The 22,476-nt window shown below is 70.4% G+C and carries 22 protein-coding genes; 10 read left to right on the top strand and 12 right to left on the bottom strand.

Translation table 11 applies throughout. The annotated features are described in order from the left end of the window. Positions 1 to 315: 315 nt before the first annotated feature. Positions 316 to 1,677 carry a hypothetical protein gene (locus AB0G15_RS01955; protein WP_362834552.1) on the bottom strand — a complete coding sequence of 454 codons (1,362 nt, stop codon included), beginning with the start codon at positions 1,675 to 1,677 and terminating at the stop codon, positions 316 to 318. On the opposite strand from AB0G15_RS01955, the gene AB0G15_RS01950 reads away from it, so the two are divergent. Both AB0G15_RS01950 and AB0G15_RS01945 read left to right on the top strand, forming a co-directional pair. Further along, positions 1,667 to 2,347, top strand: a complete 681-nt coding sequence (locus AB0G15_RS01950) for a hypothetical protein (RefSeq protein WP_362834550.1) — start codon at positions 1,667 to 1,669, stop codon at positions 2,345 to 2,347. The genes AB0G15_RS01955 and AB0G15_RS01950 overlap by 11 nt on opposite strands. Positions 2,348 to 2,400: 53 nt before the next feature. Then, positions 2,401 to 2,955 (top strand): hypothetical protein, encoded by a 555-nt coding sequence (locus tag AB0G15_RS01945; protein WP_362834548.1) that lies wholly within the window; start codon positions 2,401 to 2,403, stop codon positions 2,953 to 2,955. Between the two features lie 98 nt (positions 2,956 to 3,053). Here the strand turns inward: AB0G15_RS01945 and AB0G15_RS01940 are convergent, their stop codons facing one another. The 4 genes from AB0G15_RS01940 to AB0G15_RS01925 form a co-directional block, all read right to left on the bottom strand. Then, on the bottom strand, positions 3,054 to 4,040 hold the full coding sequence (locus AB0G15_RS01940; RefSeq protein WP_362834546.1) for an NAD(P)-dependent alcohol dehydrogenase: 987 nt from the start codon (positions 4,038 to 4,040) through the stop codon (positions 3,054 to 3,056). A 284-nt stretch (positions 4,041 to 4,324) separates the two neighbouring features. Next, positions 4,325 to 4,981, bottom strand: a complete 657-nt coding sequence (locus AB0G15_RS01935) for a response regulator transcription factor (RefSeq protein WP_362834544.1) — start codon at positions 4,979 to 4,981, stop codon at positions 4,325 to 4,327. Next, positions 4,978 to 6,117: a sensor histidine kinase gene (locus tag AB0G15_RS01930; RefSeq protein WP_362834542.1), complete on the bottom strand. Its 1,140-nt coding sequence runs from the start codon at positions 6,115 to 6,117 to the stop codon at positions 4,978 to 4,980. The genes AB0G15_RS01935 and AB0G15_RS01930 overlap by 4 nt, the downstream gene beginning before the upstream one ends. A 139-nt stretch (positions 6,118 to 6,256) precedes the next feature. Further along, positions 6,257 to 6,850 carry a TetR/AcrR family transcriptional regulator gene (locus AB0G15_RS01925; RefSeq protein WP_362834540.1) on the bottom strand — a complete coding sequence of 198 codons (594 nt, stop codon included), beginning with the start codon at positions 6,848 to 6,850 and terminating at the stop codon, positions 6,257 to 6,259. Positions 6,851 to 6,977: 127 nt separating this feature from the next. Between AB0G15_RS01925 and AB0G15_RS01920 the strand changes: the two genes are divergently transcribed. Next, the gene (locus AB0G15_RS01920) at positions 6,978 to 7,811 is read left to right on the top strand and encodes an alpha/beta hydrolase (RefSeq protein ID WP_362834538.1); all 834 of its coding nucleotides are present in this window, start codon (positions 6,978 to 6,980) and stop codon (positions 7,809 to 7,811) included. Here the strand turns inward: AB0G15_RS01920 and AB0G15_RS01915 are convergent. Beyond that, positions 7,794 to 8,240 carry a MarR family transcriptional regulator gene (locus AB0G15_RS01915; RefSeq protein WP_362834536.1) on the bottom strand — a complete coding sequence of 149 codons (447 nt, stop codon included), beginning with the start codon at positions 8,238 to 8,240 and terminating at the stop codon, positions 7,794 to 7,796. The two genes, AB0G15_RS01920 and AB0G15_RS01915, sit on opposite strands and share 18 nt — an antisense overlap. Before the next feature lie 55 nt (positions 8,241 to 8,295). Between AB0G15_RS01915 and AB0G15_RS01910 the strand changes: the two genes are divergently transcribed. After that, positions 8,296 to 8,859 (top strand): hypothetical protein, encoded by a 564-nt coding sequence (locus AB0G15_RS01910; protein ID WP_362834534.1) that lies wholly within the window; start codon positions 8,296 to 8,298, stop codon positions 8,857 to 8,859. A gap of 47 nt (positions 8,860 to 8,906) precedes the next feature. On the opposite strand, the gene AB0G15_RS01905 is transcribed toward AB0G15_RS01910, so the two are convergent. Further along, the gene (locus tag AB0G15_RS01905; protein WP_362834532.1) at positions 8,907 to 9,851 is read right to left on the bottom strand and encodes an SDR family NAD(P)-dependent oxidoreductase; all 945 of its coding nucleotides are present in this window, start codon (positions 9,849 to 9,851) and stop codon (positions 8,907 to 8,909) included. A 183-nt stretch (positions 9,852 to 10,034) separates the two neighbouring features. Here AB0G15_RS01905 and AB0G15_RS01900 point away from each other — a divergent pair, with 183 nt between their 5' ends. Then, on the top strand, positions 10,035 to 10,625 hold the full coding sequence (locus AB0G15_RS01900) for a TetR/AcrR family transcriptional regulator (RefSeq protein ID WP_362834529.1): 591 nt from the start codon (positions 10,035 to 10,037) through the stop codon (positions 10,623 to 10,625). A 102-nt stretch (positions 10,626 to 10,727) separates the two neighbouring features. Here the strand turns inward: AB0G15_RS01900 and AB0G15_RS01895 are convergent, their stop codons facing one another. Next, positions 10,728 to 13,286 (bottom strand): discoidin domain-containing protein, encoded by a 2,559-nt coding sequence (locus tag AB0G15_RS01895; protein WP_362834527.1) that lies wholly within the window; start codon positions 13,284 to 13,286, stop codon positions 10,728 to 10,730. A gap of 244 nt (positions 13,287 to 13,530) precedes the next feature. Beyond that, the gene (locus AB0G15_RS01890; RefSeq protein ID WP_362834525.1) at positions 13,531 to 14,094 is read right to left on the bottom strand and encodes a helix-turn-helix domain-containing protein; all 564 of its coding nucleotides are present in this window, start codon (positions 14,092 to 14,094) and stop codon (positions 13,531 to 13,533) included. A gap of 78 nt (positions 14,095 to 14,172) precedes the next feature. On the opposite strand from AB0G15_RS01890, the gene AB0G15_RS01885 reads away from it, so the two are divergent. Then, positions 14,173 to 15,717 carry a prolyl oligopeptidase family serine peptidase gene (locus tag AB0G15_RS01885; RefSeq protein WP_362834523.1) on the top strand — a complete coding sequence of 515 codons (1,545 nt, stop codon included), beginning with the start codon at positions 14,173 to 14,175 and terminating at the stop codon, positions 15,715 to 15,717. A gap of 282 nt (positions 15,718 to 15,999) precedes the next feature. Further along, entirely contained in the window at positions 16,000 to 16,995 is a 996-nt protein-coding gene (locus AB0G15_RS01880) for a hypothetical protein (RefSeq protein ID WP_362834521.1), read from the top strand. 208 nt (positions 16,996 to 17,203) lie between these two features. On the opposite strand, the gene AB0G15_RS01875 is transcribed toward AB0G15_RS01880, so the two are convergent. Continuing rightward, complete coding sequence (locus AB0G15_RS01875) at positions 17,204 to 17,521, bottom strand: hypothetical protein (RefSeq protein ID WP_362834519.1); 318 nt, start codon at positions 17,519 to 17,521, stop codon at positions 17,204 to 17,206. 229 nt (positions 17,522 to 17,750) lie between these two features. On the opposite strand from AB0G15_RS01875, the gene AB0G15_RS01870 reads away from it, so the two are divergent. From AB0G15_RS01870 to AB0G15_RS01860, 3 genes are all read left to right on the top strand, one after another. Further along, the gene (locus AB0G15_RS01870; RefSeq protein ID WP_362834517.1) at positions 17,751 to 18,245 is read left to right on the top strand and encodes an anti-sigma factor antagonist; all 495 of its coding nucleotides are present in this window, start codon (positions 17,751 to 17,753) and stop codon (positions 18,243 to 18,245) included. 214 nt (positions 18,246 to 18,459) lie between these two features. Next, complete coding sequence (locus AB0G15_RS01865; RefSeq protein WP_362834515.1) at positions 18,460 to 19,113, top strand: NUDIX domain-containing protein; 654 nt, start codon at positions 18,460 to 18,462, stop codon at positions 19,111 to 19,113. Positions 19,114 to 19,168: 55 nt separating this feature from the next. Next, positions 19,169 to 19,660 (top strand): GNAT family protein, encoded by a 492-nt coding sequence (locus AB0G15_RS01860; protein ID WP_362834513.1) that lies wholly within the window; start codon positions 19,169 to 19,171, stop codon positions 19,658 to 19,660. Between the two features lie 132 nt (positions 19,661 to 19,792). Here the strand turns inward: AB0G15_RS01860 and AB0G15_RS01855 are convergent, their stop codons facing one another. Next, the gene (locus AB0G15_RS01855; RefSeq protein ID WP_362834511.1) at positions 19,793 to 20,224 is read right to left on the bottom strand and encodes a DUF742 domain-containing protein; all 432 of its coding nucleotides are present in this window, start codon (positions 20,222 to 20,224) and stop codon (positions 19,793 to 19,795) included. Continuing rightward, positions 20,221 to 22,236: an ATP-binding protein gene (locus tag AB0G15_RS01850; protein WP_362834509.1), complete on the bottom strand. Its 2,016-nt coding sequence runs from the start codon at positions 22,234 to 22,236 to the stop codon at positions 20,221 to 20,223. Before AB0G15_RS01850 ends, AB0G15_RS01855 begins: the two co-directional genes overlap by 4 nt. Positions 22,237 to 22,476 lie beyond the last annotated feature (240 nt).

The following is a 22,476-nucleotide window of genomic DNA, read 5'->3' as shown; positions in this document are numbered from 1 at the left end:
GCCCTCGCGGACCGTTCGCCGCTTGTGCCGCCCCAGCGAACCGTGCGGCGAGTCGAGCTCATCCTTCATGCCGTACTCGGTGACCACGAGGTGGACCGTCTTTTTTCTGGTGGTACAGGTCGAACATGTCGTCCGGACGGTAGAAACCGCAGGCGGTCCTGAGCCGGTCTCCGTGAGCGACCGTGGTCTTCGATTCGCTCGCCACCGGCGGCATCTTCATGAGAAGTGGCATCAAGGGCCGCTGCTCGGCCTCGGAAGGGACATGGCCATTGGAACCGACCGGCTTCCGGCCTTTGAACCCCCGGTGTTCGTGATTCACCTGTCACGTCTCCAGAGCCTGCCCGTCGCCAGTTCGAGGTAGTAGACGCGTTCGCTTTCGTAGCCGCGGACCAGGAAGGGGCCCTTCTTGGACCAGCCAAGACCGATATCGATAAAGTCGTCGCCGGGGAACGTGGGGGTGACGTCGGACAAACGCCTGCCGGTCTCCGGATCGAAGGTCTCGACATTCATCTCACGGCCTCGGATGGCCACGAAGCGCTTTCCGTCCGGCCGGAGGTAATACGTGTCCTCGGGGGCGTCATCCCTGATCTTCCTGAGGGGAAGGTTCATGCGTGCTCTTCCCCAATGGTCGAGCACGAGCACCTTGGAGGCGGTCGTGACCACGATTCCGCTCTCGTTGAGGTCGTGGACCCGTCGAGCACCGGGGATCGACACCGTGGTCCAGGTCCTGGTGTCGGTGATCCGCGCACCGTCCCTGGTCAGTGCGACATACCTGTTCTGGCCGGCGAACGTGGGTGTGGGCACCTCGGTGTCGGCCAGGACGCCGGTGAGGTGGCGTACGCCGTTGGTGTCCTGGTACACCATGCGGCGATCGTGCCTGTCCAGATAGACGACGGCCTTCTTGCCCGGACTGCGCGCGAACGGCGCCCGGCGGGGTGCCCCGCCTTTCCTGATGACGTACGGTGCGGCCTGCGGGAACGGCTCCCCGTTCACCAGCCATGACCGGCAGGGGTCGTCCATCTCGTCGATCCACGGACAGGTGGGCTCTTTGTACTCGTCCACCGTCGTGAACTCGGCCGTGTGCTTCGGGAACGTCTTGGGCATCGAGTATTCGGGCAGTTCCCGCTGTGGCGGCTGCCAGGGAGTGAGGAGCGCGCCCGACAGCACGATCGCGGTTCCGGCGAGGTAGAGGGTCCGTGTCGACCATCGGCGAATGGTCGACACGGTCAGGGCCGTGTCGTCCGACGCCTCGGGCGCCGGTTCGGCGGTCAGGTTCCGGGCGGCGAGCGGTACGGCCGCGGCCACGATGATCACGATGGCGGCATGGGCCAGACGTGCCGGGGTGGCCCCCTTGTCGATCAGCAGGTAACCGCATGCCACCACGGAAGCGCCCGAGCCGAGCAGCCATGCCCTCCGGTAGATGTCCGTGTCGTCGTGGGGGCGCGACCCTCGGGCCGGTAGCCGTAGGTCGCGGAAGACGGAAACGGCGCACCAGCCCAGGACCAGATAGAACGGGTCGCCGGTCAGACAGGCCAGGGGAACGGCGATGGTGAGGATGATCAGCCGCCCTCGGCGCAGGCCGGTGAAATGGTCGATGACCTGCTGGGCGTTGGCCGTTGTGACGGAAAGGCCGGCCAGTGTGGCGAACCTGGCGAGTCGCTCCGATGTGACCGGCACAGCCGCCGCCAGCACGGTCGTCACCACGGCCAACCAGAAAATCATTGAGGGTGTCGTCACGAGATATCACCGTATATGGTTCTACATCGTGACTTCAGGCGATATATGGCAGCAATTCGATGTTGCCACGTGGCGTGCCGGGCATGCGCGGTCGCTGTTGCGGAGTGTGGTGTTCGGTTTCCTGTCTTTGGCGGTCGTCGGATCGATCCTGTGGTGGTCAGGAGCGGTAACCCCGCATATCCGGTGGGACACCGACGCTTTTTTCCTTCATGCGGAGGTGGACGAGAACGGCGTCCTGTCCACCAACCTGGATATCGAACTTGAAAACGAAGGGCTGGTCCCCTTCACCATCACCGATATCTCGGCGAAAATACCGGGAATCCTCCTGCTGCCCGCCGACGAGGCGAAAGAGGAGCATGCTCTGGTCACCGTGGGGAGTGGTGACCAGAAGACCCTGAGAAGACGCGTTGTCATCACCGACTGCGCGGCGGTGCCCCACGAGCCCCAGCCGGTCACTTTCACCTACAGAACCTGGTTGGGCTCGAGGACGGCGGAGGTGACGTGGGGCTCGTGGGCGCTGACAGGACCCGAAGTGAGGCTGCCGATCGCCTGGCAGCGAGGTCTCGCCAGCAAGGCCTGCAATGACGCGGTAAGTCCGGATTTCCTCTGAAGGCCAACTCGTCCTCGAACGTGGACACCGACAAGCACGGGAGGTTGTGACGCATGCGGCCCGTCGCGAAGATCGCCACTGGTTTCCTTTTCGCCTTCGCCGCCTTTCGTCTCAACGGCTTCGACCTGCTGGTCGACCCCGTCGGATGGTTTCTGTGCGTGTCGGGGCTGTCCCAGCTTCGGCGGTCCGCGCACGATCCCTTCGACCGGGCCAGGTTCTTCGCCATCGCCACGTTGTGCACCTCGCTTGTCGCCATGGTCGTGTCCGGCGTGCCCTCGAACGGCCTTCTGACGCTTTCCCCCGTCGAGCACGTGATCGGCATCGCCAAGACGGCCGGCGCCCTGATCACCGTGTGGCTGTCCGTCGACGCCGTCATCAGGCGGATCCGTTCCCGCGGGGACGTCTCCAGGGTCGCCCTCCTCGACGTGTCGCGCTGGGCCGTCGCCGGTCTGGGAGCGCTCGGCATGCTGGTCGGATACGGCTACGCCGACCTGGGCCCTGTCCTGCTCGTCGCCTGGTTCGCGGCCGTGGCGGTCCTGATCATCGCGCTTTATCGCTCGGCCCACCTGCCGTACCTCTCCCAGACGTGGGAACCCGCGGCGAGTTAGGCATGCGTGATGCTGTCCATGGCCGTGAGCGGGGTGCCGAGCCGGCGTCCCGGACTGCCCGCGAGAGGTGATCGCCGTATGCGTGGTGGCCCGTCGCGTCAGAGCGTGACGACGACCTTTCCCGGTACGTGTCCCTTCTCCTGGTATTCGACAGCCGCCCGGATCTCCTCGAACGGGTAGAGCCGGTCGATGACCGGGGTGATCTTCCCGGCCTCGATGAACTCGGTCAGCGTCACCAGGTTCCTCTTGTTCTCCGTGCATCGGACCACGTCCGTCCTGACCGTCCGCTGGGACACGAACGGCGCGGTCGCGAGGGCCGAGACCATGTGACCGACGGGCCGCAGCCATCGGCCGCCCGGTCCGCCGACGATGACGTAGGCCCCTTTGGGAGTCAACGTCCGGCGGCAGGCCGACACCGGGCGGCCCCCCGCGACGTCCAGCAGGAGGTCGTAGCGCCGCTCCTTCCGGGTGAAGTCCTCCTTGGTGTAGTCGACGACCTCGTCGGCGCCGATCGACCGGACCATGCCCACGTTCCCCGGGCCGCAGACGCCGGTGACCTCCGCGCCGAACGCGCGGGCGATCTGCACGGCGAACGTTCCCACCCCTCCCGAGGCGCCGTTGACGAGGACCCGCTGCCCCGGCTGGATCCGTCCGTCGTCGCGCAGGCCCAGCAGGGCGGTGCACGCCGCCATCGGTACCGACGCCGCCTGCTCGTACGACAGGTTCTTCGGTTTCGGCGCCAGCTCGTCCTCACGGACGCACACGTACTCGCCGAAGCCGCCCTCCTCGAGCAGCGCGAACACCTCGTCTCCGGGGCGGAACGCCGTCACGTTCGCGCCGACCGCCTCGACCTGCCCGGCCATGTCGGCGCCCAGGATGCGGAGCTTCGGGGTGCGAAACCCCAGGGCGCCGGGCATCAGGCGCGCGACGTACGGCTCGCCTCTCATGTTGTGCCAGTCGTAGGGGTTGACGGAGGTGGCGCGCACCCGGACGAGCACCTCGCCGTCGCCGGGGACGGGTGTGTCGATCTCCGTCAGATCGAGGACGTCGGGGGAGCCGTACGAGCGCAGGACGAATGCTTTCAACGCATTCTCCTCATCCATCGCGGGTGGGATACGGGTCTGCCGGGGCGCTCTGCTCGCGAACCGGCGTCGTGGCCGGTGCCGGTAGATCGGAGGCGTCGCCGGCCAGGTGGCGTCGAGGATGTCTCGTGCCACGAGAACCACGGTAGAAGCCCCCCGCGAGGGACTCATCAGCCGAAAGTACGCCCGATCGATGGACGATCGGCGGGCTCCGGGCGGGCCGTTCCGCCGATGGAGCGCCATCGTCCGGGCCGTTCCCCGCGCCACCCGGCGGCGCCGCGCGCGGCTCAGTTCCTGACGCGTCTGGTCTCGTAGGCCCACATGGCGATCTCGACGCGGTTGCGGGCACCGAGCTTGGCCATCAGGCTCGCGATGTGGGACTTGACGGTGCTGAGGGAGATGTGGAACTCGTCGGCGATCTCGCTGTTGGTCCGCCCCCGCGCCACGGTGACGAGGATCTGTTCCTCCCGGTCCGTGAGCGCCTCGACGGGGTGCAGCGAGGGTGAGGCGGGCCCGGTCTCGGCGAAGGCGCCGAGCAGCCGCGCGGTGACGCTCGGGGCGATGAGCGCGTCACCGCCGGCGGCGGCGTGGACGGCCTGGGAGAGCAGGACGGTGCCGGCGTCCTTGAGCAGGAAACCCCGGGCACCGGCCCGCAGCGCGGCGTAGACGTACTCGTCGAGGTCGAACGTGGTGATGACGACGACGGCGAGGGGGTCGTCGACGCCCGGCCCGGCGAGGAGGCGGGTGGCCTGGATGCCGTCGAGGCCGGGCATGCGGATGTCGAACAGGCACACGTCGGGACGCAGGCGCCGCGCGAGCTCGACGGCTCGCCGCCCGTCGGCGGCCTCGCCGACGACGTCGATGTCCGGCTGGGCGTCGAGGATCATCGCGAGCCCGGTGCGGACGATCTCCTGGTCGTCGGCGACGAGCACCCGGATGCTCATGCCGCCACCCCGGCCCGGGGCAGTACGGCGGTGACGGTCCAGCCCCGACCGGGGTCCGGGCCGGCCTCGCAGGTGCCGCCGAGCAGCTCGGCGCGTTCGATCATGCCGATGAGCCCGTATCCCGGCGACACGGGCGGGCGGGCGGAACCGGTGTCGCCGTCGTCGCTCACGCGCAGGCGCACCGACGTGTCGTCGGCGGTGACGCGGACCTCGACGCGGGTGGCGTGACGGGCGTGCCGCAGGGCGTTGGTGACCGACTCCTGGGCGAGGCGGTAGATCGCGGCCTCGACCGACGGGGGGAGGTCGCCGAGGTCGTCCGGGATCTCCACGTCGACGGACGGGCCGGAGCCGCCCCCGCCTGCGAGCTGCCGGAGGTCGGCGACGCGCCGGCCGGGTGCCAGCTCCGCCGGCTGGTTCCGGCGCAGGACGCGGACCATGGCGCGCATCTCGGCGAGGGCGCGCGACGCCTCGGCCTCGATCACGTGGAGCGCCTCGGTCGCGGCGTTCGGCCGCGACGCCGACGTGGCGAGGCCGGCCTGGGCGCGGATCGCCATCGCCGAGACGTGATGGGCGACGATGTCGTGCAGGTCGCGCGCCAGCTGCTCGCGTTCGAGCATCTTGACCTGGTCGAGCTCGCGCATCCTCGCCCGCGCCCGGTACCTGAGCGCCCCGCCCAGGGCGACGGCGGAGAACGTGACGGCGAACGCGGCGACCATGTCGGCGGGGGCGAGGCGGCCGAGGACGATCGAGAGGTGGACCGCGACGAGCATGATCGTCAGCCCGATCACCGCCTCGCGCCCGGACCCCCACCGGACCAGCGCGTACACCACGATCAGCAGGTAGGCCATCGTGTACGTCTCCGCGGAGTCGCCGCCCGTCAGCAGCGGGGCGAGACTCGTGACGCCGAAGACGATCATGATCATCGGCAGCGGCCTGGTCCGGCGCCACAACAACGTGGGGATCAGCCCGACGGTGACCGCCACCGAGACGGCCCGCCACGGAAGGTCAGGCCGCAGCACCCCTTCGAGCAGCGCGATCGGCACGAGCACCCCCACGAGCGCCCAGTCCCGCCACACCCGCCGCGGCGGGTCGGGGGGAGGGGGCTCGTCCCACACGGAGCGAACGAGGGGGAGCACCTCCTCATGGTACGAGAGCCCGTATCACTCTGTACCGGCCCAAAGTACGAGAGCATGCTCCCGGTTCGGCGGTTCGGCGGTTCGGCGGTTCGGCGGTTCGGGGGTCGCGACGCAGCCCGTACGGCTCCGGGGATCGCCGCTACCCCGCCGCGGGGCCGAGGCCGTTCACGACGGCTCTCAGGCCGGCCACCACCTGGGCCGCGGACGGGGCCTGCTCGGGATCGAGCAGCCACTGCGTCATGACGCCGCCCATCAGGGCCAGCTGCACCGCGCCCAGGGTGCGCGTCACGTCGTCGTCGACCGTGTCCTCCGCGACCCCGGCCAGGATCGCGGCCAGCCCGCGGCGGCCCTCGGCCTGGCCGCGAGCCAGATGCTGCCGCAGTTCGGGATAGTGCTCGGCCTGCAGGAGCGCCTCGAAACTGGCGATCCACAGCGGCCGGTGCGCGGTGAAGGACTCGATGATCCTCGCCCACATGGCCTCGTACTGCTCGGCCGGGGTCGCGCCCGGCTCGGCGTAACCGGACAGCGTGCGGCCGGTCTCGGTGCCCCACTCGTCGATGGCCTCGATGAGGGCCGCGTTCAGCAGCGCCTCGCGCGAGCCGAAGTGGTAGCCGATGGCGGCCATGCTGACCCCGCCCGCGGCGGCCGTGATGTCACGGATGGTGGTGCGCGCCCACCCCTTCTCCTCCAGGCAGCGCCGGGCCCCGGCCAGCAGGTCTTCGCGATTTCCCATGCCCGGCATGCTATCCGCGCCTGGGACGAGCGAATTAGGCGTACGCCTAATGCATTTGCCTTGCGCAATTGCCCAAATCCGCACTACGGTCGTCGTACCCCAGACGACGACCCCCGGGAGACCCGCCATGACCGGCCCCACCCGCGCCGAGCTGCACATCGACGGCCGCCGCCTGTCCTATCTCGACTTCGGCGGCACGGGCCGCCCCCTGCTCGCCCTGCACGGCCACATGTCCGAAGGCGCGAGTTTCGCCGGCCTGGCCGCCGGGCTGGCTCCCGGCTGGAGGGTCATCGCCCCCGACCAGCGCGGCCACGGCGACTCCGAGCGGGCGGCCGACTACTCCCGCCAGGGCTACCTCGACGACGTCCTCGCCCTGCTGGACCATCTCGGCCTCGACCGGATCGCGATCCTGGGCCATTCGCTGGGCGCCGTCAACGCCTACCAGTTCGCCGCCCGCCACCCCGGCCGGGTCGAGGCCCTCGTCAACGCCGAGGGGCCGGTCCGGCTCGACCCGCACGGCCCCAACCCGCTGGCCTTCGTCCTCGCGCTGCGCGACCAGGCCCCCACCCGTCAGGCGCTCGTCGAAGGGCTCGGCGAGATGGCCCCCTTCTTCGAGGGCGCGTTGCGGGAGAACGCCGACGGCACCTGGCGGCTGCCCTTCCATCCCCAGGACATGGTCGACTCGGAAGACCTGGTTCACGGCGACCACTGGGACGACTGGCTGGCCTGTGCCTGTCCCGCCCTGCTGGTCCGAGGCACCCGGGGCGTCATCCCCGCCGACCAGGCCCGGGCCATGGCCGAACGACGTCCCGGCACCCGCCTCGCCGAGCTGGACACCGACCACTTCGTCTACACCGGTGACCCCGCCGGATTCCTCAGGGTCGTCCGCGAGTTCCTCGCCTCGGTGGCTGGCCCGCCGGGGGTTCGTGGCGACGCGCCCGTGTCAGGGGCCGTCGGATGACGCCAGGCGGGCGGTCTGGGTCTTGAGGACCGCGATGGTGTTGGTGACGTAGTCGAGGATCGCGGCCAGTTCGCGCTCGTCGTACTTCGCCATGAAGGCCCCCATCTCGCGGCCGAGGTCGGCGAAGATGCCGCCGAGGTCGGGAGCGTTCCCGGTGACGGCGGAGACGAGCACGCGGCGACGGTCACCGGGGTCGGGGGCGCGCCGCACGTAGCCGGCGCGTTCCAGCCGGTCGAGCAGTGCGGTGATCGCGCTGGCGCCGAGCCCGAGCTCGGCGGCGAGCGCCCCGGCGGGCAGCGGGCCGTTCCTGGTGACGAACCCCAGGGCCTTGTGGTCGACGGCGCTCAGCCCGAGCCGCCGTGCGATCGCCTCGTGGAAGAGCACGACCGCGGTGCTCAGCTCCCAGCCCAGCTCGTCGCCACTCATCATCGCTCCAATACTTCGATGTAGTGAATAATTCACTTGATTGAAGTATCTTAGCAGCATGACTCTCTCTTCAGGACTGCGGCTCAGCGCTGACGCGGCGCGCTGGGGTGTGCGCTTCTACGCCCGGCACCTCTGGATCGTGCTGGGGCTCTCCCTGATCCCGACGGTCCAGCGCTTCGTCGCCGTGCGCTGGGGGCAGGACCTCCCGACGGCGGCGAACGTCGCCGCCGAGATCCTCACCGGGGCGAGCCGGATCCTGCTGCTGTACGTGATCGTGAGGCTGGCGATCGCCGACGATCCCGAGCTCGGGCCGCTCGGCCGCGACGCCCGCCGGAGGCGGCTGAGGGCGTTCGCCGAGCGCGGGAAGTCCGACCTCGTCGTCCAGTTCCTCGTCCTGGGAGCGGCCTTCTTCGTGCTCGACATCCTGCCCAACCTGGCCATCGAGAACTGGGTCGCGGAGGACCGGCGGGAGCTGGTGTCGTCGATCCTCGTCTCCGCCAAGAACCCGACGGTGATCGCCTTCACGCTCGTCTGGATGGTGGGGGTGGCCCGACAGATGATCCTTTCCGGCGGGCGGGGAGAGGCCGCCGCTTCTCCGGCGGGTCCCGGCGCCGGCGGTTGACGGCGGGCGGACGTCCGGCCCGTCACCCGTGCCGGTCGAGGCGAGGATCACCGGGCGAGCGTCTCGTCCGACACCTGCCAGAGACGGGCGGCCGCCTCGGGGTCGAGGGCGTACGCGGCGACCCCGTTGCGGGTGCCCGGCCGGTTCCGGCCCGCCTCGTTGCAGTCCTCGAAGTAGCGCCCGCCGACGCCTTCGAGCAGCGGCGACGTCGCGACCAGCACGGACGTGGCGGCACCCTGCTCGGGCGTCTTCCACGTGATGCCCGCGCCGCCGGCCGCGGCGACCGCCCGGTCGAGCTCCTCCTGGGAGACGTGCCGCTGCAGGTTGGTCCGGATGCCGCCGGGCATGAGCGCGTTGACGGTGATGCCGTCGCTCTCCCAGCGCCTCGTCGCCTCGACCCCGAACAGCACGTTGGCCGTCTTGGACTGCCCGTACGCCGACCACGGCTCGTAGGCGCGCTCCCTGAAGTGGATGTCCTCGAAGACGACCGGCGAGCGCAGGTGCGCGCTCGAGCTGACCGACACGACGCGGGCGCCGCCGGCCGTCGCGAGTGCCCGGTGCAGACCGGTGGCGAGCGCGAAGTGGCCGAGGTGGTTGGTGGCGAACTGCAGCTCCCAGCCCTCCGGGGTGCGCGTCCCGGGCGACGCCATGACGCCGGCGTTGTTGACGAGGATGTGCAGCGGGCCGTCCCACGCGGCCGTGAACGCCGCCACGGACGCTTGGTCGGCGAGGTCCAGCGGTGCGACGAGGACCCGCTTGGCGCCGGTGGTCGCGACGATGTCGTTCGCGGTGCGCTCTCCGGCGTCGAGGTCGCGTACCGCCAGCGTCACCTCCGCGCCCGCCCCGGCGAGCGCCCGCGCCGTCTCGATGCCGATGCCGGACGCCCCGCCGGTCACGACGGCGCGGCGGCCGGTGAGGTCGATGCCCTCCACGACCTCGGCGGCGGTGGACGCGGCGGTGAACGGCGTGGTGACACGTGTGGTCTCAGTCATGATCATGCCTGTCCTGTCGGCGATGTGCCCGGCTGCGCGAAGGGGGGACCCGGCCGGTACGATGTGAAACGGAGGAGCCTCCACTACAAGTCACTGTAAGCGGAGCTTCCTCCGCTTAGCAAGTCACCCCCCGGCGTCCAGCGCGCCGCCTACCCCGTCCGCAGGGACTGACGAGGAGAAACCGTGTCGGCCACCGGCCCCCGACCGTTGCGCGCCGACGCGCGGCGCAACCGCGAACGACTGCTGGAGGTCGCCGTGCTCGCGTTCTCCCACGACGGGCCGGACGTGACGCTCGACGCGATCGCGAAGGCCGCGGGCGTCGGCATCGGCACGCTCTACCGCCATTTCCCCACCCGCGAGGCGCTCATCGAGGAGGCGTACCGCAGCGAGCTGAACAGGCTGTGCGACGTCGTGCCGGACCTGCTGGAGGCGATGCCGCCGGACGAGGCGACGCGCAGCTGGATGGATCACTTCGTCGACTACATGACGACCAAGCGCGGCATGGCCGACGCGTTGCGCGTGGTCATCGCGTCAGGCGGGAATCCGTACGCGCAGAGTCGCGACCGGCTGGTCGAGGCGATCACGACGCTGCTCCGGGCGGGGGCCGCCGCCGGGACCGTGCGGCCGGACGTCGATCCGGTCGACGTGCTCGTGAGCATGGGGGGTGTGTCCCTCGCCGCGGGGGAGCCCGAGCAGCGCGACCAGGCCCGCCGCCTGCTCGACCTGCTGATGGACGGCCTGCGCTACCGCGCCACCGTCCCCGGAGAACGGTGACGCCGTGGGCCTCCGCGGCGGCGGAGACCCACGGCGTGGGGTGAAACGCCTGATCAGCGGGGAGAGCGCTGTGACCACCGCTGATCAGGCGGGCTCAGGACCTCAGGGGTAGGAGACGAGCTTGGACGGGATCGTCGCGGTGCCGAAGGCGGGACCGCCCACACCGTTGATCACGTGGTTGATCCGGCCGTTGCCGCCGAGGGAGACGGTGAGCAGGCTGTGGAACTTCACGCCCGGCTTCACCGGCGCCTCGAAGCCGTTCTCCACCTCGATCGTCGGGTCGACGTTGAAGTAGACGTAGCTGCCGAGTCCCCAGCCCTCGTGGGTGTTGACCGCGGGGCCGACCTTGTAGGCGGCCCACCCCTTGCTGGTGCCGTTCATGTAGGCCGCCTGGTTCGGCGGGTCGTACGCCTTCTCGTTCTGGAAGAAGATCGTCCGGCCGCGCTCGCCGTACCACTCGACGTCGTACTTGCGGTAGTGCTCGACGAACAGGCCGGTGGCCAGGACGTCGTCGCCGTTGACGATGAGGCCGGTCTCGGCGGTGTTGACGTTCCAGCCGATGCCCTCGCCGTGGTCACCGCGCCACAGCCAGGTGTGGTCGATGATCACGTCGTCGCTGTTGACGACGACGCTGGTGGTGGCGTTGCCGGCGAAGGCGCCGCCGATGCGGACGAAGACGTCCTGCAGGCTGGTCGGGTTGGCGGCGTGGTCCGCGCTCGACCCCTGCGGGCCGACCTCGATGAGCACGTCGGACTTCTGCGTGCCGGCGTCGACCAGGAAGCCGGCGAGCTTCACGCCGTCCACGTCGGCCACCTTGACCGCGGTGGAGCCGCCGCCCGGGATGATCGTCGCGAGACCGAGGCCGAGGACCACGGTGTTCGCCCGGGTCACGTTGATCGGCTGGCTGAGGTGGTAGACGCCGGGGGTGAGCAGCAGGTGCAGCCCCTGGCCGAGCGCGGCGTTGATGGTCGCGGCCGAGTCGCCGGGCTTGGCGACGAAGAACTGGCCGAGCGGGAGCGAGGTGCCGGGGGTGGAACCGTTCGCCCAGCTCACGCCGCGCGCGTTGGTCCGCAGGGCCGGGACGAACACCCGGTAGGCGCCGCCGCCGTCCACGTAGAGGTACGGCTTCTCGCGGCTGATCGGGGTGTTCTCCAGCGTGGTGTAGGACTGGTCGAGGAAGTTGGTCGCGGGAGCGCCCTGCACCCCGGAGAAGACCATGTTCCACACGCCGTTGACCCAGCCGCCGACGGAGCTGTCACGGGTGTACCACTGCTGCTGCGAGTACGGGCCGACGGCACCGTCGATCTTGCTGTCGGCGATGTATCCGCCGCTGGCCCAGCCGTAGCCGGTGGGGGCCAGGTTCAGCGCGCCCTTGATGTGCATGCGGCGGAACGGCGCGGCCTGGGAGACGGCCCACTGGTTGGTGCCGCCGGGCGGCTGGACCGACAGGTTCTCCGTCGAGCGCCAGAAGTTCTGGGTCGCGTTGCCGTTGAACCAGCCCGCGTCGACGGTCACGCCGTTGAGGGTGACGTCGTCGGGGTTCTGGCCCAGACCGATGATCGAGGTGTAGAAGCCGACCTTGGCGTTCACGTTGTAGGTGCCCGGCTTGAACAGGAAGGCGTGGCGCCCGGTGCCGAACTGGGCCGACTCCTGCTGGGCGAAGACCGCGTCGAGCCGGTTCTGGATGGTGGCGCTGGACATCGACGGGTCGAAGACGTGGACGTTCGGGCCCAGCGGACCGCCGCCGGGGATCTCCGGATCGCCGCCCGAGGTCGTGTACACCGCGAACTCCCACAGTGAGTAGCCGTAGCCGGTGCCCCGCGCGCTGCCCAGCATCCGGACGTACCGGGCGGAGCCGGTCACGTCATGCGACTGGACACCGCCGGTGGCGCCGGTGACGGTCTTCAGGTCGGTCCAGGTGGTGCCGTTGGTCGATCCCTGGAGCTTGAAGGCGCTCGCGTACGCGGCCTCCCACCTCAGGTCGATCTCGCAGAGGGTCTGCGCCGAGCCCAGGTCCACCTGGACCCACTGCGGGTCGCCGGCCGCGCTGGACCAGCGGGTCCCGTTGTCGCCGTCGAAGGCGGCGCTCGCGGGGGTCCCGGCGCCCTGGACGGAGGAGGCGCTGGAGGGCTTGTTCAGCGCGGCGTTGGTGGTGCCGCACGACCCGCCGGGGCCGGAGCCGCCGTCGGGGCCGAAGACCTGGAACTCCCAGAGGGAGTAGCCGTAGCCGGTGGCCCGGGTGACCCCCTGCATCCGGACGTACCGGCCGGTGCCGGTGACGTCCCAGGTGTCGATCCCGCCGTCACCGCCGGTGACGGTCTTCAGGTCCGTCCACGTGGTCCCGTTCGTGGAGAGCTGGATCTTGTATCCGCTGGCGTACGCGGCCTCCCAGTTCAGCACGACCTTGTTGACGCTGGTCGAGGCGCCGAGGTCCACCTGGAGCCATTGGGCGTCGGTGGCGGCGCTGGACCAGCGGGTGCCGGCGTTGCCGTCGACCGCGGCGGCCGGGGCGGTTCCGGCGTTCTCGGACGACGAGGCCGTCGCGGTCTTGCCCTGCGACAGCAACGTGTCGGCGAAGGCGGGGGTCGACGGTACTGCGAGCAGAGCTGCCGCGACTGCCGTGGCAGTCCATAAGGCGGCAGGACGGAACAGACCTCTCATGCATGTCTCCACTGCGGATCCGGGGGGTGGAAGGTCTAACTGCAGGTGAAGGGCGACTTACGGGGGATGGTAAATCAACGTCTTATTTCTACACTTAATTTAACTTGTCGGAAACATGGCGTCAATGGGTCAAAAGTCATGGATGGCCGTTTTGGGAGGGATCCGCAATCCCGCTGGCCACGGGCCCGCGCGCGGGCCGGGGACCGCTCCGGGCCCCTTTGTGGCAGGACCTGGGAGGGCGCCGTCAGTCCTCGTCGGCGGGCATGGCGAAGAGCCGGATGTGCATGGGGCGCGCTCCGGGGGACGCGTCCTCGGGCAGGGGGCTGTACTTCATCAGCAGCGCGACGTAGGCCTCGAAGAACTCCTTGAACTCGGCCTTGGTCATCCGGCCCAGGCCGCGCGATCCGGTGGCCCACTCGGGATCGCGCAGGTAGGCCTCGGGGAACCGCTCGATCAGCTCGCGGTCCTCTTCCATGCCGACCCGGTGGAACTCGGCGAGCGCCGGACGGTCTTCGGGGGCGAGCTGCTCGGGCGTGGGAAGCCGCAGGTCGCGCGGCCCCCTGGCCTTGCGCCACCAGCGCTCCCTGCCGGCCGAGCGCTCCGGGACCTCCTCGATGAAGCCGTACTTCTCCAGCTGGCGCAGGTGGTAGCTCGTCGTGCCGGTCTTCGCGCCGAGCAGCTCGCCGAGCGTGGTGGAGGTCGCGGGGCCGTGCACGTTGAGATGGCGCAGCATGAGCCGCCGCATGGGGTGGGCAAGGGCCTTGAGCTTCCCGGGGTCGTCGAGCAGGAAGGGCTCGTCATCCTTCATGAGGAGCAGCCTAGTCCTGCAGAACGATATCTGCAGACAAAGCTTTGCCGAGAACTCTCTGCAGAGTACGTTCGGCATATGAGAAGAATCCCCCCGGTCTCCCTGGGACTCCGGGCGGTGGTCGCCGCCACCGCCCTCTGCCTGCTCGCGGTTCCAGCAGCCGCCGCCACGTCCGCGGCTCCCGCCGTCACCCCGGCCCCCGCAGCTCCGGCCCCTGTCGCCCCGGCCCTTGCGCCTCCGGCCGCGGCTCTCACCGCCGCGGCCCCGACGAGCGCCGCGCCCCCCGGCGTCCCGCCCGACCTCGCGGCGACGGAGGTGGGTTTCCGCGGTGGCGGGGGCCTCGCCATGCACGGCACGGTCGTCTCGCCCGCCGGCGCGGGATCCGCGCGTGCCGGCATGGTCCTGGTGCACGGCGCGGGCACCGGAACGCCCCGCGAGAAGCTGATGGGCGAGGCCGTCGCGTTCGCCCGTCAGGGGGTGTCCGTGCTGATCTACGACAAGCGGTCGGTGGGCTACTCGCTCTTCGAACGGTCCTACTCGCTGCTCGCCGACGACGCGCTCGCCGCCCTGGCCGTGCTCCGCTCCCAGCCGGGCGTCGACCCGGCGAAGGTCGGCATGTGGGGGCTCAGCGAGGGCGGCTGGGTGGTCCCCATCGCGGCGGCGCGGTCGAGCGACATCGCCTTCGTCGTGCTCGTGGGCGCCAACGGGCTGCCGCCGCTGCGGCAGCAGACCTGGGCCGTGGCGGCCGGGCTGCGCAAGGCGGGGGTGTCGGGATCGCTGATCGACCGGGCCGAGTTCAACCTGTACCGGACGATCGCCGACGGCGGCATGTTCCCCGAGCCGTACTACGACCCCGAGCCGACGATCGCCGCGGTACGCCAGCCGGTGCTCGCCATCTGGGGCACCCACGACCTGCTGACCCCGCCCGAGGAGAGCCCGCCGATCTTCGCCAGGGCGCTGGAGAAGGGGGGCAACAAGCACTACACGTTCCGCTTCTTCCCCGGTGCGGAGCACGCCGCCCACCAGAGTCCCGACGGCGGCGTCACCCGGTCGCCCGAACTCGCCCCGGGCTACGCGGACCTCGTCGGCTCCTGGGTCGGCGACGTCACGGCGGGCAGGCCGCCGGTGGCGGGAACGTCCGGGCCCGCTCCCGTGCAGGCCTCGCGGACCGTGCCGGTGGGTCCTCCCGGCCCGTGGGAGTCGGCGCCGGTCCAGCTGGCGGTCCTGCTGCTGATCCTGGTCGCCTTCACCGCCTACCCGGTGATCGCGCTGGTGCGGCGCCTTCGCGGCCGGTCGCGGCCTCCGGTGACCGGGGCCGCGCGGCTGCTCAGCGCCGCGGGGCTCGCGGCGGTGCTCGGATCGTCCCTCTACCTGTTCTACCTGGTGATGACCGGCGGCAAGCTGGCCGCTCCCGGGCCCGTGCTGGCGGGGCGCCCGGTGCTCTGGCTGGTGCTGCAGGCCCTCGCGGTGGCCGCCGTGGCCGCGGCGGTCCTCACCGGGCTGGCCTGGCGTCGCGCCCGGGCCTCGGTGCCGCGGGAGGAGGGGGTACGGCTCGGCCTCCTGCTCGCCGGCGGGGCGATGTTCGTCCCGTGGGCCCTCTACTGGGGGTTGTTGCTTCCTTGACGCAGGCCCCGGGCACAGGGCCCGTCGCGGCGCCCGGCCGGTCACACCCGCGAGGTGACCGTACGCCGGGCGCCGTTCGCGCGTGTCCGGCCGGTACCTTCCCGCGGCGAAAGGCGCCGGGCCTTCCCGCGATGAAAGGCACCGGGTCCGCGCGCTGCCGGGACGGTCTCGGTTCGGCTGAAATCAACGGAGGGAAGTGATATAAGTGCTGATAAATTATTTATCTGCAGTAATTCTGACATACGGGACATTTGTGGTGGTATGAGAGTTTTTATATTGTCCGTGGCGGCCGTTGGCACCCTGATCGCCGTCATCGGCTGGCTGGGGGCCATCGACGTCCGGGACACCTTCTCCGCCTCGGCCGTGAGCTCCGCCACGGGTCCCACCGCCAGTGCGGGCAGGGAGGCGATCAGAAGCTTCCTGGAGGCGGGCAAGGGGGTGAGCGGCGCTTCCGCGCTGGTGGACGGCGGGGTGAACACCGCTCCCGCGACGCCGGCCAAGCGGGTGGTCAAGACCTCCGTGACGAGGGTCGGAGGCAAGTCCTACCTCAGGGTGCAGGTGACGAACGGATACGGAACCGCCAGGCGGTTCTCCGTGAAACAACGTGTCTGCGCGAAGAAGAAGTGCCGGACGGTGACGACCGGCCTGTCGGTGAGTGCCGGGCGGACGGCCTGGCACGAAACGTATCTCGGAACCGACACCTATAAGAAAAGTGGCAAATCCTCTGTTTCGGTGACGACACCGCCGGCGCGGACGACCCCCGCACCCCGGGTGACCGTCACCGTACGGCCCACCACCCCGGCCGTGACCACCACGATCACGGTGACCGAGACCGTGACCACCACCGTGACCGCGACCACGACGGCGACCGTGACGGCCACCGCGACGGCGACCGTCACCGCGACCGCGACCGCCACCGCGACGGTCACCGCCACGCCCGCGCCGACAGTTACGCGGCTTCCCCCGTCGCTTCCCCCATCACTCCCCCCGTCGCTTCCCCCGCCGCCCCTCTCACCGCCACCCTCCGTGATGCCGACCGGCCCGCTCTGCGATGCGCCTCCCAACCCCTACGGGTTCACGTTCTGTCCCGCGGGGGAAAAGGTGTATCCGCCCGCGAACGGCGCCTGCCAGGTTTTCACCTGCATCGAGAACTTCCCCAGCGGGAGGGGCTACCTGGTCATGTGCGTCGACAGGAAGGTGAGCATGTCGGGCGGGCTCCAGGGTGTCTGCTCCTCCCACGGCGGGTGGCTGCGGGACGTGAACCGGAACACCGCGTAGCCGGGGCGGCCGATCCCCGCGGCCCCGGTGCCGGTGGCCCGCGCGGCGCTTCGCCCCGCAGTGTCCTCCCGCGACCGTCTCCCGTACGTTCCCGCGAACGGCTCCCCGTGTCCTCTCGCCGGCGGGAGGCGCGGTCACCCTCACCGTGACCGCGCCTCCCGCCGGTACGGGGGTAGGCCCCGTACCCGTTTCTCGTGTGCTCGCCGGGTCAGTCGTGCTTGTTCCGCTTGGCGGGGGTTCGTTGATCCGCCTCGTCGGCCAGCTGATCCTCGACGATGGCGCACCAGCGGTGCCACCGCGCCAGATCCAGATGCTCGTCCACATCGCCCACACCCGCCTCGGCCATGAGCTGGTGGCTGCTCGCCGCCGCCTCGTGGGCGTTGACCAGCGCGTGGTGGCCGTGGTTGGCGAGTGATTCGCTGACCGCCAGGTGCACGGCTATCTCTCCCATCGTCTTGGGCCGGCCCGAAAGTTCGTCGCCGAACCCCTTCACGGTGAAGTCGCGGCTCTCCGAATCGTCGCTCATAGCTGCTGAGTGCCCCGCAGGTTCTAGATCTATCTGTGACCTCCGATCCGATGTGGACGATTTCCCGACGTGGGAGCCTTCCCAGCGGGGGAGCCGCGAGCCGGATCAGGGGCGGTTCCCATGTCCAGGGCGCGATTCGCTTACGGGCGTGTTGCGGTTGGCCGGAGAGCGTCTTCTCACCAAGATCTTTAAAATAGCCTCGGTGCAACCGGCGTAAGGATTGTGGAGGATGACGACGCGGCTTGATCTCTCGGTCCGCAGGCACGAGGGCGCCTCGGTGATCGCGCTCGCCGGTGAGCTGGACAGGCTGTCCAGCCCCCGGTTGCGTGACGTCATGGTCGCGCAGCTGGACGACGGGGCGTGCCACCTCGTCCTCGACGTCGCCCGCCTGAGATTCTGCGATTCCACCGGCCTGTGGACCATGCTGGAACTCCAGCGGCGCGCGGGCGCGGCGGGGGGTTGCCTGCGGCTGGCCGGTGTCCACGGGGTCCTGGAACGGATCTTGACGATCACCGGCCTCGCGGACGCGTTCTCCCTCGACCCCGATGTCCCCGCGTCGCTGCGGGCCGTGTCCTCCTCCGCTCCGGACGCGAAGCCTCCGGCGGTGTCTCCGTCCGCCCCGGACACGAGGCCCGCCCCGGACACGAGGCCCGCCCCGGACACGAGGCCCGCCCCGGACACGAGGCCCACCTCGGATACGAGGCCTCCCGCCGGCCCGGGGTGAGGCGAGGCCTCTTCTGTCCGCCCGCTTCTCTCCACCCGCCGTCGCACCTCCGGTACGCGTGACGGTTCGCGGGCCTTCTCACCCACTGGTGCAGACTTGTCCCTCGGGTGACCACCGCCTCCCGGGGCGGTGGCCCGGCCGCGCGGGGCCGTACCGGCGCGCGGCGCGGTGTCGAGAGAAGGGCGGGGAGCCGGTGTCGGGTGAGGTGCCCGGGGTGGATGTCCCGGATGGGCGGGGTCGTACGGGACTGGACAGGGAAGGGCTGGATCTGACCGGCAACCCCCGGGTCCGGGTGCGGGAGGTGCGGCTGCTCTCGTCCAGCTGGTACGTGCTGCGTAGAACGACGTTCGACTACCGGCGCAGGGACGGCGGCTGGAGCACCGAGCAGCGGGAGACCTACGACCGTGGCAACGGCGCGACGGTGCTCCTCTACGACGCCGAGCGGGCGACCGTGCTGCTGACCAGGCAGTTCCGCTACCCGGTCTACGTGAACGGCCACCCCGACGGGCTCCTGCTGGAGACGGCGGCGGGTCTGCTCGACGACGACGACCCGGAGACCGCGATCCGCAGGGAGGCCGCGGAGGAGACCGGTTACGACATCGGGGAGGTCGAGCACGTCTTCGACGTCTACATGAGCCCCGGCTCGGTGACCGAGCGCGTCCACTTCTTCGCCGCCCCGTACAGCGCGGACCGGCGGACCTCCGACGGAGGAGGGCTGGCCGACGACGGCGAGGACATCGAGGTGGTGGAACTGCCCTTCGCGAAGGCCCTGGACATGATCGCCTCGGGTGAGATCGCCGACGCGAAGACCATCATGCTGCTGCAGTGGGCGGCGCTGTCCGGTCCGTTCTCCGGCCGGGGAAGGTGAGCGGTCCGGTGTCGGCGCACTTCACGGGCCGGTCGCCGGGCGTTACCCTGCACGGATGACGGAAGTGGAGTTGCGCGGATGGCGGCCCGACGACATGTCGGTCGTGCTCGACGCGTTCCGCTCCCCGGACATGGCGGAGCAGGCGGCCCGGCCCATCGACACTGCCCAGGCGGCGCTGGAGTGGATGGGGGTCTGGGGGTTCCGCGACGACGCGCGGGCGTTCGCCGTGGTGTCCAACGGCGAGGTCGTGGGCAACGTCGCGGTGAGCAACATCGACGCGCACGGCACCGGCTGGGTCTCCTACTGGACGCTCCCGCGCGCCAGGGGGCGGGGCGTGGCCGTGGCCGCCGTCAGGGTGATGGCCGAGTGGGCGTTCGGGGAACGAGGGCTGTTCCGCCTGGAGCTGGGGCATCGGGTCGGCAACGAGGCCTCCTGCGCGGTGGCCACCAGGGCCGGATTCCTGTCCGAGGGGATCGAGCGGGCCAAGCTGAGCCACGAGGGTGTCCGCTACGACGTGGAGCGGCACGCCCGCCTGGCCACCGACTGAGTCCGGACCTCGAGGTCGAGCGAGCAGGGCGGTGATCCGGCGGCACCCGGGACGCACCGGCGGTCTTCCGGCTGCCGGCAACGGTCTTCCGGCTGCCGGCAAGACGACGGTGCACCGGTGAGCGGTGCGGGATCAGAGGGTTCGAAGACCGGCGAGCAGGTCGCGGAGCAGGCTCTCGCGGGGAACCGCCGACGGGGGCGCGGGGGGCCGCACGGTGATCAGGCCGCTGCCGCGCAGGTCGCCGAGGAGCACCCGGAGCACCCCGACGGCCAGGCCGGTCCGCGCGGCCAGCTCGACGACCGGGATCGGGGCGCGGCAGGCGTCCAGGATCGACAGGTGCTCGGGCTGCAGCTCCCGGTGGGGGGTCCTGACCGCCGTCACCACGGCCATCAGGTCGAAATGGTCTCCCGCGGGCCTGGTCCGGCCGCGGGTCACCGTGTAGGGGCGGACGATCGGACCGGCCTCCTGATCGAACCGGTCGAGCTGGTCGAGCTGCTCGGACCGATCGAGCTGGTCGGACCGATCGAGCTGGTCGGACCGGTCGAGTGAACGCTCCGCTGTCACGGTCCACCCTCCTGCCCGGCGTGCCGCCGTCCGTCGCGGAGCGTCCCGGACACGCCGCTCGGGACGGCGCCCTCGCCCGTCCCGCCCTCGCGGGTCTCCCGGGTACCCGCGCCCGGGACTCCGGCGGCGGTCCGCTCGGCGGGTACGGTCTGGCGCACCCGTCTGGGCAGGCCGCCGTCCTGGGGCAGCCGTTCGACCTCGACCGAGTAGGTGAACCGGGGATCGACCGGTTCGACCACCAGTTCGCTCGGGAGCATCACGATCGCCGTGGTGCCGCCGAAGGGGGAGGGCCGCAGGGAGACGCGGATGCCGTGCCGGGCGGCGAGCTGCGCGACGACGAACAGGCCGAGCCGTTCGCTGTCGGCCAGGTCGAACTCCGGCGGGTCGGCCAGCAGCGCGTTGAGCCGCGCCGTCTCCTCGGCGGAGATGCCGAGCCCCCTGTCCTCGACCTCGATGGCGTAGCCCTTGGCGACCAGGTCGCCGTGGACGCGTACGGAGGTGTGCGGGGGAGAGAACATGGCGGCGTTCTCGACCAGTTCGGCGACCAGGTGGATCACGTCGGTGGCGACCGCGCCGATCACGGACGGGCCGTGCGGGACGCCGATCGTCACGCGCGGGTAGTCCTCGACCTCCTCGACCGCGGCGCGGACCACGTCGTAGATCGTGACCGGGTTCCGCCACCCGCGGCCGGGAGCGGCACCGGACAGGATGATCAGGCCCTCGGAGTGCCGGCGCATCCGGGTGGTCAGGTGGTCCAGGCCGAAGAGGTCCTCGAGGGTCGCCGGGTCGCCGGCCCGCCGCTGCATGGCCTCCAGCATGGACAGCTGCCGGTACAGCAGGGACTGGCTGCGCCTGGCCAGGTTCACGAAGACCTTGTTGACGCCCTTGCGCATCTGGGCCTGGCCGACGGCCGCCTCGACCGCGGTCCGCTGCACGGAGGAGAACGCCTCGGCGACCCCGGTGACCTCGACGGTACTGCCGACCTTGATCTCGGGGGCCTCGGAGCAGACGTCCTCGCCCCGGCGGAGCCGCCGGACCACGTCCGGCAGCCGCCTGCCGGCGAGGTCGAGGGCCGCCTGCTGGAGGCCGACGAGCTCGCCGGCGAGCCTGCGGCCGAACCGCACCGAGACGAAGACGGACAGCCCGATCGCGATCAGGCCGAGCCCCGCGGCCAGGCCGATCCGGACCATGATGTCGCCGGCGAGGGACGTGGACCGCTCGCTGATGCGCCTGCTGACGTCCCCGGCGCGCTTGTCGAAGTCGTCGGAGAGCCGCGTGGCGATCCCGGCCCAGGAGGGCTCGGGTACGGCCGAGGAGGAGACGGCGTCCTCGATCCTCTCGAACGAGGAATAGCCGGAGGAGTCACGCAGAGGGGTGTAGAGGGCCTGGAACTCGGCGTCGAGCTGGTCGAAGCCCAGGGAGTAGAGGAGCCTGCGGCCGGTGACCAGCTGGCCGAACCTCGCGCGCTCCGCGGGGCTCATCGCCCCCTCGACGACGGCTCCGGATATCAGCGCGGCCTGCTGGCTGAGCATCTCGCGGCTCCGCCCGACCATGACGACGGCTCGCGTCTGATCGCTCAGCTCGACGTCGGCGGATATCCGGATCTTCTCGTAGGCGTCGAAGGCGGTCGCGATGATCCCGCTGTAGGCGTCGAGGGTCCGCAGCCGGGTCTCGGTACGGGTGTCGACCCCGCTGCGGATCTCGGTGAGCCGGTCCAGCGAGGCGAGGAGCCGGCTCAGGCGTCCCCAGGTGGCGGGGGCGATGTCGGGGCGGGCCGCGGTGGCCAGCCGTTCCAGCTCGGCCTGGGCGCCGTTCGTCCGCAGGCGCTGGGCGTCCAGCTCCCTGCGCGAGACGCCGACGTCTCCCAGGACGGACAGCGACAGCATCCGCTCGTGCTGGAGCGCGGTGGTCACCTTCCTGGCGGGCACGACCACCTGCTCGTAACCGCCACGGATTTTGAGCAGCTCCTTCCCATCTTGGACCGTGATGTTGGCCGCAAATACCCAAATCACTACAAGGGATATAATGGGTACCAGGAGTAAGGTAAAAATCTTTACCCTGATTGAGTATTTTCGGCTGGCCATAATACCTCGCACACCTTGAGATGCGTGGTTAACAATGGCCAAACATAGCAATGTGGGTCACGTGGGACCAGACGTGCACGTGAGCCACATTGAGACTATTTATCGCGATGTGTCGGTTCGGAACCGTCGGCTCTTCGCGTACGTCTCTTAGATAGAAGGGGGGTCGAC

Origin of the sequence: Streptosporangium sp. NPDC023825, from assembly GCF_040639575.1 — a bacterium.
Classification (GTDB): domain Bacteria; phylum Actinomycetota; class Actinomycetes; order Streptosporangiales; family Streptosporangiaceae; genus Streptosporangium.
Note: the sequence above shows the minus strand (reverse complement) of the source record. Positions and strands in the feature narration are given on the sequence as shown.

Bases quoted from the DNA above. Each gene is read 5' to 3' on its own strand.
- AB0G15_RS01945 (WP_362834548.1), top strand. From the start codon at position 2,401: ATGCGGCCCGTCGCGAAGATCGCCACTGGTTTCCTTTTCGCCTTCGCC.
- AB0G15_RS01935 (WP_362834544.1), bottom strand. From the start codon at position 4,981: ATGAGCATCCGGGTGCTCGTCGCCGACGACCAGGAGATCGTCCGCACC.
- AB0G15_RS01925 (WP_362834540.1), bottom strand. From the start codon at position 6,850: ATGGGAAATCGCGAAGACCTGCTGGCCGGGGCCCGGCGCTGCCTGGAG.
- AB0G15_RS01920 (WP_362834538.1), top strand. From the start codon at position 6,978: ATGACCGGCCCCACCCGCGCCGAGCTGCACATCGACGGCCGCCGCCTG.
- AB0G15_RS01915 (WP_362834536.1), bottom strand. From the start codon at position 8,240: ATGATGAGTGGCGACGAGCTGGGCTGGGAGCTGAGCACCGCGGTCGTG.
- AB0G15_RS01910 (WP_362834534.1), top strand. From the start codon at position 8,296: ATGACTCTCTCTTCAGGACTGCGGCTCAGCGCTGACGCGGCGCGCTGG.
- AB0G15_RS01905 (WP_362834532.1), bottom strand. From the start codon at position 9,851: ATGACTGAGACCACACGTGTCACCACGCCGTTCACCGCCGCGTCCACC.
- AB0G15_RS01895 (WP_362834527.1), bottom strand. From the start codon at position 13,286: ATGAGAGGTCTGTTCCGTCCTGCCGCCTTATGGACTGCCACGGCAGTC.
- AB0G15_RS01890 (WP_362834525.1), bottom strand. From the start codon at position 14,094: ATGAAGGATGACGAGCCCTTCCTGCTCGACGACCCCGGGAAGCTCAAG.
- AB0G15_RS01885 (WP_362834523.1), top strand. From the start codon at position 14,173: ATGAGAAGAATCCCCCCGGTCTCCCTGGGACTCCGGGCGGTGGTCGCC.
- AB0G15_RS01875 (WP_362834519.1), bottom strand. From the start codon at position 17,521: ATGAGCGACGATTCGGAGAGCCGCGACTTCACCGTGAAGGGGTTCGGC.
- AB0G15_RS01870 (WP_362834517.1), top strand. From the start codon at position 17,751: ATGACGACGCGGCTTGATCTCTCGGTCCGCAGGCACGAGGGCGCCTCG.
- AB0G15_RS01860 (WP_362834513.1), top strand. From the start codon at position 19,169: ATGACGGAAGTGGAGTTGCGCGGATGGCGGCCCGACGACATGTCGGTC.